Origin of the sequence: Arthrobacter sp. NPDC080031 (genome assembly GCF_040702485.1) — a bacterium.
Classification (GTDB): domain Bacteria; phylum Actinomycetota; class Actinomycetes; order Actinomycetales; family Micrococcaceae; genus Arthrobacter.
The window spans coordinates 241,496-254,196 of record NZ_JBFBLA010000001.1; the positions used below are offsets into that span (position 1 = coordinate 241,496).

Genomic DNA, 12,701 nt, shown 5'->3' on the forward strand with positions numbered 1-12,701 from the left:
CGTCCACCTCCCGGGGCGGCACACACACGCGTGCCAACAGGTGCGGATTCCTTAGCCGCGTTCAAGGAACGCCTCCTTTTCGGGGTTTAGGTATTCGTCAATCGCGGCGGCCAGGGCCTGTTGGCCCGCCAACCCGGGATCGTCCGCGACGAGCCGCTGGGCGTCGGTGCGGGCGCGGGCGATCACGTCCTCATGCTCCAGGACCCGCAACAGCTTAAGCGTCGAACGCCCACCGGATTGCGAGGCGCCCAGGATATCGCCTTCGCGGCGCAGCTTGAGGTCTTCCTGGGAAAGTTCGAACCCGTCCGTAGTGGACGCAACAGCATCGAGGCGCCTGCGGCTTGGATGGCCGGGCTCGAGCGTCGTGACCAGCAGGCATGTGCCTGGAAGACCGCCGCGGCCCACCCTTCCACGCAACTGGTGGAGCTGCGAAATACCGAAGCGGTCGGCATCAAGGATCACCATCAGCGTGGCGTTATGGACGTCCACCCCCACCTCGATGACCGTGGTGGACACCAGTAACTGGGTCTGGTTGGCGGTGAACGAGGCCATGGTTTCGGACTTGAGTGCCGGGTCCTGCCGTCCGTGGAGAGGCTCCACCCGCACGCCGCGGAGGGCCGGCTCCTGGCTGAGCGTTTCGACGACGGCGGTCACCGAAGCAAGCTCCCTCGCGGGGCCCTCCTCCGAAAGTTCGGCGTCGCTTGGTTCCGCTTCGCCCGGGCTGAAGTCGCCGTCGTCGTCGTCTCCGATCTTGGGACATACCACGTACACCTGGTGGCCTGCGTCGATCTCTTCCCGCGAGCGTTTCCAGATCCGGCCCGCCCAGCCCGGGTTTTCCGCGAGCCCGACGACGTGGGTGGAGATGGGCGCCCGGCCGGCAGGGAGCTCGTCCAACACCGACGTTTCCAAGTCGCCGAAGACCGTCATGGCAACGGTGCGCGGAATCGGGGTGGCGGTCATCACCAGCAGGTGGGGCGGCCGGTTGGCTTTGGCACGCAGGGCGTCGCGCTGTTCCACCCCAAAGCGATGCTGCTCGTCCACCACGATCAGGCCGAGATCCTGGAACGAGGTCTTGTCACTGAGCAGCGCGTGGGTGCCGATCACAATGCCTGCGTTGCCCGAGGCCGCGTCCAGCATGGCTTGCTTGCGGGCAGCGGTCGGCATGGAGCCTGTCAGCAAGGCGACCTGGACCGATCCGGGGCCGCCCCCGGGGTCACTGTCCAACAACCCGGCCCCGCCCAGCATTCCTGCGCCTCCGAACAAACCGTCGCGGGCAAGCGGGCCCAGGGTCCTCCGGATGGAATCGAAGTGCTGTGCCGCGAGGACCTCCGTGGGGGCAAGCAGTGCCGCCTGTCCGCCGGCATCCACCACTTGCAGCATGGCCCGCAACGCCACGATCGTTTTTCCGGAACCAACTTCGCCCTGCAGCAGGCGGTTCATCGGCGAGTCCTGTGCCAGCTCGTGGGAAAGCGTCTTTCCGACCGCGGCCTGGCCGGCAGTCAGCGTGAACGGCAGCTGCCGGTCGAAGGCAGCAAGGAGGCCCCCGGGCACTGGTCGACGAGCGGTGGCCTCTTCGGCAGCCAGCTGGGCCCGGCGGCGCGCCAGCGCAGTCTGCAGGACCAGTGCTTCCTGGTAGCGGAACCGGTCGCGGGCACGCTGCCAGTCTGCCGCCGTTTCCGGTGAATGGATCAACCGGTACGCTTCCCCCACCCCCAGGAATTTCTCCCGGGACGCGATTTCAGCAGGGAGCGGATCCTCGATGTTGTCCACATCGATGGTGTCCAGGAGCGTGGTGATGACCTTGTGGATGGACCAACTGGTGAGCTTGGCTGTGGCCGGATACACGGGAATGGGCATGGCCGCCAGCTTTTCCGGATCGACGGAACCGGCCAGTTCCGGGTCCTCGTCGAGCAGCATGAAGTCCGGGTTGGTCATGCCCAAGGATCCACCGTAGCGGCTGACCTTGCCGGAGAACATCACCCGGCGCCCCGGCTGAAGCTCAGCGCGGGCACGGAAGCCGTTGAAGAAGCTGATTTTAAGGGTGCCGGGGATCTGCTCGCCGCTGGCCTCGTCCGTGACCACGACGTCCGTCAGCGATCCCCGCCTTGCACGCATTTGCCGGGTTGAATTGGACAGGACCCTGGCGATGAGGGTGGCCTCTTCATCCAACGGCAGTTTGCTGATGGGCGTCAGCTCCCCGCGGCTCAGGTAACGGCGGGGAAAATAGTTCAGGAGCTCCCCGACAGTGTGCAGGCCAAGGTGCTTCCCGATGACGGACGCGGAGCGTTTGCCGATCCTCCGCTCGAGGGGAAGGTGGAGCTCAGTATTCATGCCCGTGCTGGCCTGCCGGAAGGCCTGGGTCGCGCGGCATCGAGAGCTGGCTGACGGAGATGTCGGTGGGGTCGCCGAGTGAGCGGATCACGGCCACGGCAGGTTCAGCTTCCGGAACGTGGACATGCACGCGCCAGCGGTAACTCGCTTCCGCGGCGTCGTCATCGTCATCGTCGTCGTCCCGTGCGTCCCGTGCGTCAGCGCCTCCCGGCGCGCTGCCCGACGGGTTCGCGCTGCCCACCTGGCTCATGATGACGGAGTCGCCGAGTTCGTCCAGGCGCTGGCGGAGCGTGGCCGCGGCAAGCGGTGAAAGGCTGATAGTGCACATGACCTCGACGCCGTCGTCGTCAGGCATTCCGGCGTGGATGTGCGGATCCTGCAAATCGTAGCCGTGCAGCCCGTCCAGGAGCTCATTCTGGAGTTCTTCGCCGAGAACAGCCGAACGAAGGCAGTCCAGGATCAACAACATGCCCACCCCGCCCGCGTCCACCACATGGGCGGCATGTAGCGGAGCGAGTTGGTCCTCGGTTTGCACTACTGCATCCAGCGCGGCATTGACGGCGGCATCAAGGGCCAGCCCCAGCGCTTGGTTGCTGTCATCGCCGTTGTGCGCAGTATCGCAATCGCCCGCTGCCCTGGCTGCGGCTTCGAGAACGGAAAGCATGGTGCCCGGTACCGGCTCGCTTAAGGCCGACCAAGCCCGGATCTGGGCCCGGTTGAGGGCGGCGGCGAGCAGGGGCGCACTGAGGCGCGTGTGCCCCTCCAAGGGCTCAGCCAACGCGCACAAGAAGACAGCGAAGAGTGTTCCGGAGTTACCCCGGGCCTGCTCCATGGCCGCCCGTCCTGCCGAGGCCAGAACGGCGCCGACGTCGTTTACAGGCTCATCCGCGGCCGAACGATCGGCGAACGTTGCCGCAGCGGCGCGGACGGTGAGGTAGAGGTTGGTGCCGGTGTCGCCATCTGCCACCGGGAAGATGTTGATGGCGTTGAGACGGTCGCTGTGGTTCCCGAGCGTCGTCTCCGCTTTGCCCAGCCACCGCTTCATGGCGTGCGTATTGGCGGCAATCTTAGTCTGCAAAGTGATCCCATCCCGCGGTGTCAGCGGGCATTCCCGCTATCCGGACGCCGCTGTGCTGTCCTTCGGCAACGGCCTGAATCGAGCCTATCGCAGTGAAGCCGGAAGGTAGCTGTACATTTGCTGGAAATGTCGCCAGCAGGCCATGGTCCTCTCCGCCCCCCAGTATCCAGTCCATCGGATCAAGGCCAAGAGGGGCCGAGGCGGATTCCAAGGGAACGGCGAGGGCCTTGAGCGCCACGGGGTCGAGGTCGAGTGCGACGCCGCTGGCTTCGGCGAGGCGGCCGCCGTCGCGCAAAAGACCGTCGGAGACGTCCATCATGGCGGTTGCTCCTGCCTTGGCACCCTGCGGTCCTGCAGCAAGGGGCGGCTGCGGCCGGCACTGGCTGTCCATGAGTGCGCGCTGGGCAGCGCTTAGCTTGCCTACGGGTATGGTGCTTTCGAGCAGGGCCAGTCCGGCTGCCGCGCGTCCGACAGTTCCGGCGAGGGCCAAGATGTCTCCCGGACGGGCCCCGGAGCGCAAGACAGCAGGGAGTCCCTGCATTGTCCCGACGACCGCGACGGTCACCGCGATTTCGCCGCCACGGCCCAGGTCTCCCCCGGCAACCGAACAATCAGCAGCCCCCAAACCGACGATGCCGGCCGTCAGGCCATCCGCGAAGTCCTCAACCCACTGCACCGCAGTGCCGGGCGGCATGGTCAAGCTGACCACGAGGGACACTGCGGTACCACCCATCGCGTTGATGTCGCTGAGATTCTGCGCGGCCGATTTCCAGCCGACGTCATAGCCCGTAGTCCGGTATCCGTTGTTCCATTCCAGGCGGAAGTCCTGGTCCTGGGTCTGGGTGTCGATGGAAATAAGGGTCCGGCCATCCGGGGCGGCGACGACGGCGGCGTCGTCCCCGGGCCCGAGCAGCACGCTGCTGCTGTGGTTCAGGCGCGGAAAGATGCGCGCGAGGAGCTCGCCTTCGGAGAGCTCGCCGACAGTCAGTTGTTCTATGGACACAGCTCTACGCTATCGCGAACCGCCGACAACAAAGGGCTGTGCTTTGGCGCCAGGGGCTTGCCGCAGCCGCGATAGGCTTGATGAATGCAACAAACGAAAGCCGCTGTGTACGTCCGCGCCCTCTGTTCCTTGACAGCCGCGGCGGTTTCGGTCCTTGCCCTTGCAGCCTGCTCTCCCGTCGTCGACGTCAAGCCCGCGGCCGATGCCGCAAATGCTGCCTGTGCACCCATGATGGTGTCGCTCCCGGACACCATCGGAGACGCCGCCCTGCGGAAGACCAACAGCCAGGCGACGGCGGCATGGGGCGATCCGTCGGTGTTGATCCTGCGTTGCGGCGTCAACGTGCCCGGACCCACCACGGACCGTTGCGTCACCGTCAACGACGTCGACTGGGTCATCAAGGAAGGCAACCCGGTATGGACCCTGACCACGTACGGGCGCGAGCCCGCCACTGAAATCCTCATGGACCCGAACAAGATCAGCTCCGCCACGGTCCTTGCGGATCTGGCCCCTGCCGCGGCGAAAATCAAGGCCGTTCGCAAGTGCATCGGTCAGCCGGAGCTCCTGCAGAACCTGCCCACCGGCACCCCGGGCAAGTAGCAAACCCAGCAGCCAGGCCGGTTGTCAGCCCAGTCTGGTATCAGCGCAGGCCGGTTTTCCGGTTGAGCGCCAAGTAGATGAGTTCGTCGATCAACTCGGCATAGCCCAACCCGGAAGCCGCCCACATTTGCGGGTACATGCTCTTCGGGGTGAATCCGGGCATGGTGTTGATCTCGTTGATGATGAGTTCGCCGTCCGGAGTGTAGAAAAAGTCCACGCGGCTGAGCCCTTCGGCACCCACGGCATCGAACGCAGCCGCAGCGAGCTCGCGGACGCGGGCAATCGCCTCATCCGGAATATCGGCCGGGCAGCTAAGGGCTGCCGCGCCGTCCTCCACATATTTGGCATTGAAGTCGTAGAACTCGTGATCGCCCGGAGCGACGGCGATTTCCCCCGGCATGGAGGTCCGCGGGGCCGCAGTACCCCGTCCTTCGAGGACGGCGCACTCGATTTCGCGGCCAACAATGCCGGCCTCGATCACCAGCTTGAGGTCGTGCCGCCGTGCTTCTTCGATGGCGGCGTCCAAATCATCCATCGAGTCCACTTTGGAAATTCCCATCGAGGAACCGGCGCGGGCCGGCTTCACGAAGACCGGAAACCCGAGGCGGTCCACGCGCTTGCGCACGGCTTCGGCGTCGTTAATCCATTCACGGTCAGTGACGGCGACATACGGTCCCACCGTAAGTCCGGCGGCCTCGAAAACGACCTTCATGAAATGCTTGTCCATGCCGACGGCGGATGCGAGGACTCCGGCTCCGACGTAGCGGGTGTCGGACAGCTCCAAGAGACCCTGGATAGTGCCGTCTTCGCCCCAAGGGCCGTGGAGGAGCGGAAACACGACATCCACGGAGCCCAGTTCCTCGGGCACCGCATTCGGTGCCGTGACGATCAATTGGTGGGCTCCGCCCACTTCAGCGAGGGTTACGGTCTTTCCCGAAGGCAGGACCTCAGGCAAGGCCGAGGCGCTCAGCGACCACTGGCTGATGTCAGCGGAGGGGATCACCCACTGCCCCGACTTGGCTATCCCGATGGGGACGACGTCGTACTTGCTCTTGTCGATGGCGCCCATGACGCCGGCCGCAGTCACACAGCTGACGGCGTGCTCGCTGGACCGGCCGCCGAAGAGCACGGCGACGCGGGGCCGCCGATGTTCGGCCGACTTAGCGGACTCGGCAGTTCCGGCAGGTCCAGGGGACCCGGCAGTTCCGGCAGACAGGGGTTCTTCGGTCACAGTCAGTAATCGCCTTCGGACTTCAGGGAGCGGGCCAGGAGCCTGGGCCCAAGTTCATCAACGGACAGTTTGCCTTCGAGGACGGCTACAACCGCCGCGGTAATCGGCATGTCGACACCGAGTTTTCCGGCCAGTTCGTAGACAGCGTACCCGGATTTGATGCCTTCCGCCGTCTGCGTCATGCGCTCGGTGACCTGATCCAGCGTCAAACCTTCGCCGAGCAATCGCCCCGCCGTGTGGTTCCGGGACAAGGGCGAAGAGCAGGTAGCCACGAGGTCCCCCAACCCGGCAAGACCTGCCATCGTGCGCGCTTCGCCACCCAGGGCAAGGGCCAGCCGGGAGGTTTCCGCGAGCCCGCGCGTGATAACCGAGGCCTTGGTGTTGTCGCCCATTTGCTTGCCTTCGCAGATGCCGACGGCAAGGGCGATCACGTTTTTCACGATCCCCCCGATTTCGACGCCGACCACGTCGTTGCTCGTGTAGGGGCGGAAGTACGGTGCCGTGCAGTAGAGCGCAAAAGATGCAGCCGTAGCTTCGTCGCTGCAGGCCACCACGGACGCCGTCGGTTCCTGGCGCGCGATCTCCATTGCCAGGTTGGGGCCCGAAACAACGGCGACCCGTTCCTGCGGAATGTCGAGTTCCTCGGAAATGACCTGGCTCATGCGGGAATCCGTACCGAGTTCAAGGCCCTTCATGAGGGAAACGACCACGGCGCCAGGGGCCACCAGTGGCTTCCATTTGCGCAGCTGAAGCCGAAGCGACTGCGCCGGCACGGCCAGAATGACGACTCCGGCGCCCGAAAGGACTTCGGCCACATCTGTTGAGGCCGTGATGGAATCGGGCAGCGCTATGTCCTTCAAGTACTGGGCATTACGGTGCTCCGCATTGATCTGGGCAACCACTTCGTCCCTCCGGCCCCAAATGCGGATGCTGCGCTCCGCACCGCTGGCAATTGCAGCATCAGCCAGGACCTTTGCGAATGTCGTCCCCCAGGATCCAGCGCCAAGGACGGCGACAACACCTGTGTCAGCTATGAGTTCTTCCCCTGAGGTCACTTCTGTCCGTCCGTGCCATTGGTGCCCGGCGTTCCTTCAGTCGCTTGGAAGCGACCGTGCTTCGACTGGTTGTGGGCGGCTGGGTCCCAGCGTTCCTTGGGCGGTTCTTCCCCGCGCAAGGTAGCAAGTAGCTCCGTGATTGCGTCCATGATGATGTCCGTAGCCTCAACCAGGGTGGCACGGTCCAGTGGCCGCCCCTGGAAGGCGCTGAGGTCTACGGGCTCGCCTACCAGGATGCGGGATGTCTTGCGGGGGAAGACATGCAGGCGTTTGGCGTAGCGGGGGAACACCTCGTGGGCACCCCAATGGGCAATGGGAACCACGGGGGCGCCGGTCTGGATTGCCAGGCGTGCGGCTCCGGTGTGGCCCTTCATCGGCCACAAATCCGGATCGCGCGTCAGGGTGCCCTCCGGATAGATGATGATGGCGCCGCCGGCATCCACCACTTCCTGGGCGGCTTGCAACGAGCGGTTCGCCCCCGTCGTCGAGCGCTCCACGGGAATCTGGTTCGTGGCGCGCAACAGGCTTCCCAGGACGGGGGCCTTGAAGAGGCCCGCTTTCGCGAGGAAATGCGGTGGACGCTTCATGTTGTAGAGCATGTGCCCCACGACGATGGGGTCGATCTCGGTGCAGTGGTTCGGGGCGGCGATGAAGCCACCCGCGGGGAGCTTTTCGGTTCCTTCCCACTTCTTTGCCATGAGGATGTTCATGAGCGGTCGCGCAACTCCCGCAAGAACAGCGAACATGGCACGGCTCTGGGCCGATTCCTTCAAGGTGTCCCCCGTTACTTGGATTCGGTGAGGTCGAAATCGGCGCCCAGCCCGGCGAGCTTTTCAGTGAAGCGCTCGTAGCCGCGGTTGATGATGTCAATCCCGGTCACCCTGGATGTGCCGGTCGCGGCGAGCGCCGCAATAAGGTGGCTGAATCCGCCACGGAGGTCGGGAATGTCGATGTCGGTGCCCCTCAGCGGAGTGGGTCCTGAGACGACGGCGGAATGCAGGAAATTGCGCTGGCCGAAGCGGCATGGCACACTCCCAAGGCATTCGCGGTGGACCTGGATGGTTGCGCCCATGCGGGTCAGGGCATCGGTGAAGCCGAAGCGGTTTTCGTACACGGTTTCGTGCACAATCGATACGCCTTCAGCCTGGGTCAAGGCGACCACAAGGGGCTGTTGCCAATCGGTCATGAAGCCCGGGTGCACATCCGTTTCAACGACGAGCGGGCTCAGCTTTCCGCCAGGGTGGTAGAAACGGATGCCGTCCTCGCGGATATCCATGCCGCCGCCCACTTTGCGGTAGGTGTTGAGGAAAGTCATCATGTCCCGCTGGGAAGCACCCTCCACGAAGATGTCTCCGCGGGTCACCAGCGCAGCGGAAGCCCACGACGCCGACTCATTGCGGTCTGCCAGTGCGCGGTGGTCGTAGCCACCCAGGTCACGAACACCTTCGATCCGGATGGTTCGATCGGTCTGGACGCTGATGATGGCACCCATCTTCTGCAGCACAGCGATGAGGTCAATGATTTCCGGTTCAGTGGCGGCGCCGCTGAGTTCGGTGATGCCCTCGGCGCGCGTGGCACTCAGCAGAACTTGTTCCGTTGCTCCCACCGACGGGTACGGGAGTGAGATCTTGGCGCCGTGGAGACCCTTGGGAGCGGAAATGTGGATGCCGCCCGGGCGCTTTTCGACGACGGCGCCAAACTGGCGGAGCACGTTCAAGTGGTAATCGATTGGCCGGTCGCCGATCTTGCAGCCGCCGAGATCGGGGATGAATGCTTCGCCGATGGCATGGATCAACGGGCCACACAGCAGGATCGGGATGCGGGAGTCCCCGGCATGGGCGTCGATTGCCGTACTGGACGCCGTCTTCGCGTTCTTGGGGTTCAGGGTGAGATCACCCGTGACGGGATCCTTCTGAACAGTCACGCCGTGGAGCTGCAACAGGCTGGTGACGACCTCCACGTCCTTGATTTCCGGGACGTTCCTCAGCACTGAAGGTTCGTTGCCGAGGAGGGAAGCCACCATGGCCTTGGGAACAAGGTTCTTGGCACCTCTGACGGTGACGCGGCCGGTCAAAGGGACGCCGCCGCGGATTGTCAGAACACTACTCATCTATACCGGTTTCCTCACGAGTTGACGCCCCCACACTTACGAAGGCTCCAGCTAAGCATAAAAGCTGACGTTACCGATTCGAAATGGCGGGGTGTGGCGAAGGCGGGTTTGCTGGCGCTGAAGGTGACGGAATCGGCATTGCATGGCGGACTTTTCCACATACGACGCGGCGGGCTGGCCTTTCCGCGACGCGGGGTCACTTACGGCCCATGTTGCCGCCCGGCATGGGCCGTAAGTGACCCCGCGTTCGTGCCCGGCGAACCGGAGTGCCCCGCACACGAAAAGGACCGGCGCACCCGTTCCTTCGGGTGCGCCGGTCCTTTCAAGGCGTGGAAGCCAGGCGGGCCGCTGCGCTACTGGGTGCGCGCCGGCAGGGTTTTCGGCTTGAAGGAAGGCCTCGTGGCCTCGTAGGCCGTGATGTCCTCCTCGTGCTGGAGCGTCAGCCCGATGTCGTCCAGGCCCTCCAGCAGGCGCCAACGGGTGTAGTCATCGATTTCGAAGGGTGCTACGACGTTTCCGCACTCGACGGTCTTGGACACGAGGTCCACCTTGACTTCGGTGCCGGGCGCGTTTTCGAGCACTTTCCAGATGAGCTCGATGTCATCCTGGGCAAGCTCGGCCGCCAGGAGCCCTTGCTTTCCCGAGTTGCCGCGGAAAATATCCGCGAACCGGGACGAGAGCACGGCTTTGAACCCATAGTCCTTCAATGCCCAGACCGCGTGCTCGCGGGATGAACCGGTGCCGAAATCGGGTCCCGCCACAAGCACGGAGCCGGTGTTGAAGGGTTCCTGGTTCAGGATGAAGGACGGGTCCTTGCGCCACGCGGAGAACAGGGCGTCTTCGAAACCGGTACGGGTGATCCGCTTCAGGTAGACCGCCGGGATGATCTGGTCCGTGTCCACATTGCTCTGGCGCAGCGGGACACCGATGCCGGTGTGGGTGGTGAACTTTTCCATGGGGATCCTCCTAGGCGGCGTCGGTGGTGGTGGATGCGGACACTGAGGCGGGCTCGAGGTCCGACGGCGAGCTCAGCGTCCCGCGGACTGCCGTGGCTGCAGCTACCACCGGCGAAACCAAGTGCGTGCGGCCGCCCTTGCCCTGGCGCCCCTCGAAGTTGCGGTTCGAGGTGGATGCGCAGCGCTCCCCCGGTTCCAGCTGGTCCGGATTCATGCCCAGGCACATGGAGCAGCCGGCAAAGCGCCATTCAGCGCCGAATTCCTTGAACACCTTGTCCAGGCCCTCTGCTTCGGCCTCAAGGCGGACGCGTGCCGACCCGGGAACCACGAGCATCCGGACCATCGGGTCCTTTTCCCGACCGCGGATGACATCGGCGGCGGCCCGGAGGTCCTCGATGCGGGAGTTGGTGCAGGATCCGAGGAAGACCGTGTCCACCCGGATGTCCTTCATGGGCGTGCCGGCTTCGAGGCCCATGTACTGCAGCGCGCGCTCGGCCGCCAGCTTGGCGTTCTCGTCGCCGAAGTCGCCGGGGAACGGTACGGCCTCGTTGAGCGAAACGCCCTGTCCCGGGTTGGTCCCCCAGGTCACGAACGGCTCCAAGGTATCGGCGTCGAGGTCCACCTCGACATCGAAAGCGGCGTCGTCGTCGGTGTGCAGCGTGTTCCAGTATTCGACCGCGGCATCCCACTCCTCGCCCTGCGGGGCGTGCGGGCGGCCGTACATGTAGTCGTAGGTCGTCTGGTCCGGAGCCACCAAGCCAGCGCGGGCTCCGGCTTCGATGGACATGTTGCAGATGGTCATGCGGGCATCCATGGAGAGCGCCCGGATGGCCGAGCCGCGGTACTCCAGCACGTAGCCCTGGCCGCCGCCCGTGCCGATCTTGGCGATGACTGCGAGGATGATGTCCTTCGCCGAGACGCCAGGGCGCAGGGTGCCTTCAACGTTGATGGCCATGGTCTTGAATGGCTTGAGGGACAGCGTCTGGGTGGCCATGACATGTTCCACCTCGGAGGTGCCGATGCCCATGGCGAGCGCCCCGAAGGCGCCGTGGGTCGAGGTGTGGGAATCGCCGCAGACTACCGTCATGCCGGGCTGGGTGAGGCCCAGTTGCGGGCCGACGACGTGCACAATGCCTTGTTCGGCGTCGCCGAGCGAGTGCAGGCGGACTCCGAACTCCTTGCAGTTGTTGCGCAGGGTCTGGATCTGCGTGCGGCTGGTCAGATCCGCGATCGGCTTGTCGATGTCCAGGGTCGGCGTGTTGTGGTCTTCCGTGGCGATGGTGAGGTCGGGGCGGCGCAGGGTGCGTCCGGCCAGGCGCAAGCCCTCAAAGGCCTGCGGTGAGGTCACCTCATGCACGAGGTGCAGGTCGATGAACAGAAGATCGGGCTGGGCGTTGGCTCCTTCGCCTTCGCCCTTGCGCACCACGTGCGCATCCCAAACTTTCTCGGCCAGTGTTTTTCCCACGGCCTGCTCCCTTCACTGCGGTTGGCTTGACTACTTCCACTGAACATCAGCGATCCGAACTTCGCCAGCGAAACAACTTGCATCTCAGATATTGAGACGGCAATATCATTACATGGACAATTCTAGTGGAGTCGGCGTCATCGATAAAGCGGCCCAGGTGCTCGACGCGCTTGAGGCCGGGCCAACCACCTTGGCCCAACTTGTGGCAGCAACAGGGCTGGCCCGCCCCACCGTGCACCGGCTGGCGCTGGCACTCGTCCACCACCGCCTTGTGAGCCGTGACATCCAAGGCCGTTTTGTCCTCGGCAGCCGCCTTGTTGAGCTTGCTTCGGCGGCTGGCGAAGACCGGCTCATCGCTTCTGCGGGCCCGGTCTTGATCCAGTTGCGCGACGCCACGGGAGAGAGCGCTCAAATCTTCCGGCGCCAGGGCGACTGGCGTGTCTGCGTCGCCTCGGCCGAACGCCCCATCGGCCTGCGCGACACCATTCCCGTGGGCACCCAGCTTTCCATGAAGGCCGGCTCCGCCGCCCAGATCCTGCTGGCATGGGAGGACCACGACCGCCTCCTGGACGGACTCCAGAATGCCCGGTTCACGCCGACCGTCCTGGCAGGAGTACGACGCCGGGGCTGGGCCCAGAGCCTCGGCGAACGCGAGCCTGGGGTTGCCTCGGTTTCCGCACCCGTGCGCGGGCCTTCAGGCCGGGTCATTGCTGCGGTGTCCATCTCGGGCCCTATCGAGCGCCTGACCCGCCAGCCGGGACGCCTCCACGCCGAAGTCGTCTGCAACGCCGCCCGGGTACTGACCGAAGCGCTGCGCAAAAACAACGACTAGGCATTTCTCCCCTCTATGCCCATGGGCGCCTTCCTTTTGA

Annotated in this window: 11 protein-coding genes; 2 read left to right on the forward strand and 9 right to left on the reverse strand. The window is 64.8% G+C overall.

Annotated elements, in window-relative coordinates:
• Positions 1–51: 51 nt before the first annotated feature.
• From AB0323_RS01110 to thiL, 3 genes are read right to left on the reverse strand one after another with little or no spacing between them, the layout of a single operon-like run.
• Positions 52–2,331 carry an ATP-dependent DNA helicase RecG gene (locus AB0323_RS01110; protein ID WP_366175748.1) on the reverse strand — a complete coding sequence of 760 codons (2,280 nt, stop codon included), beginning with the start codon at positions 2,329–2,331 and terminating at the stop codon, positions 52–54.
• Positions 2,321–3,376 (reverse strand): DAK2 domain-containing protein, encoded by a 1,056-nt coding sequence (locus tag AB0323_RS01115; protein ID WP_366175869.1) that lies wholly within the window; start codon positions 3,374–3,376, stop codon positions 2,321–2,323. Before AB0323_RS01115 ends, AB0323_RS01110 begins: the two co-directional genes overlap by 11 nt.
• Positions 3,377–3,398: 22 nt before the next feature.
• Complete coding sequence (gene thiL / locus AB0323_RS01120) at positions 3,399–4,412, reverse strand: thiamine-phosphate kinase (RefSeq protein ID WP_366175749.1); 1,014 nt, start codon at positions 4,410–4,412, stop codon at positions 3,399–3,401.
• Between the two features lie 84 nt (positions 4,413–4,496).
• Here thiL and AB0323_RS01125 point away from each other — a divergent pair, with 84 nt between their 5' ends.
• A complete protein-coding gene (locus AB0323_RS01125; protein WP_366175750.1) occupies positions 4,497–5,012 on the forward strand; it encodes a DUF3515 family protein in 516 nt (171 codons plus the stop codon).
• Between the two features lie 40 nt (positions 5,013–5,052).
• Here the strand turns inward: AB0323_RS01125 and AB0323_RS01130 are convergent, their stop codons facing one another.
• The 6 genes from AB0323_RS01130 to leuC all read right to left on the reverse strand — a co-directional run bounded on the left by AB0323_RS01130 (position 5,053) and on the right by leuC (position 11,829).
• Entirely contained in the window at positions 5,053–6,243 is a 1,191-nt protein-coding gene (locus tag AB0323_RS01130) for a D-alanine--D-alanine ligase family protein (protein WP_366175751.1), read from the reverse strand.
• Positions 6,244–6,245: 2 nt separating this feature from the next.
• Positions 6,246–7,298, reverse strand: coding sequence for an NAD(P)H-dependent glycerol-3-phosphate dehydrogenase (locus AB0323_RS01135; protein WP_366175752.1), 1,053 nt, complete (start codon positions 7,296–7,298; stop codon positions 6,246–6,248).
• The gene (locus AB0323_RS01140) at positions 7,295–8,071 is read right to left on the reverse strand and encodes a lysophospholipid acyltransferase family protein (RefSeq protein ID WP_366175753.1); all 777 of its coding nucleotides are present in this window, start codon (positions 8,069–8,071) and stop codon (positions 7,295–7,297) included. The genes AB0323_RS01135 and AB0323_RS01140 overlap by 4 nt, the downstream gene beginning before the upstream one ends.
• 11 nt (positions 8,072–8,082) lie before the next feature.
• Positions 8,083–9,408, reverse strand: a complete 1,326-nt coding sequence (murA, locus tag AB0323_RS01145) for a UDP-N-acetylglucosamine 1-carboxyvinyltransferase (protein ID WP_366175754.1) — start codon at positions 9,406–9,408, stop codon at positions 8,083–8,085.
• Between the two features lie 353 nt (positions 9,409–9,761).
• Positions 9,762–10,364, reverse strand: a complete 603-nt coding sequence (gene leuD / locus AB0323_RS01150) for a 3-isopropylmalate dehydratase small subunit (protein WP_366175755.1) — start codon at positions 10,362–10,364, stop codon at positions 9,762–9,764.
• Positions 10,365–10,374: 10 nt separating this feature from the next.
• Positions 10,375–11,829, reverse strand: coding sequence for a 3-isopropylmalate dehydratase large subunit (gene leuC / locus AB0323_RS01155; protein ID WP_366175756.1), 1,455 nt, complete (start codon positions 11,827–11,829; stop codon positions 10,375–10,377).
• 112 nt (positions 11,830–11,941) lie between these two features.
• Here leuC and AB0323_RS01160 point away from each other — a divergent pair, with 112 nt between their 5' ends.
• Positions 11,942–12,661, forward strand: a complete 720-nt coding sequence (locus tag AB0323_RS01160) for an IclR family transcriptional regulator (RefSeq protein WP_028264661.1) — start codon at positions 11,942–11,944, stop codon at positions 12,659–12,661.
• Positions 12,662–12,701 lie beyond the last annotated feature (40 nt).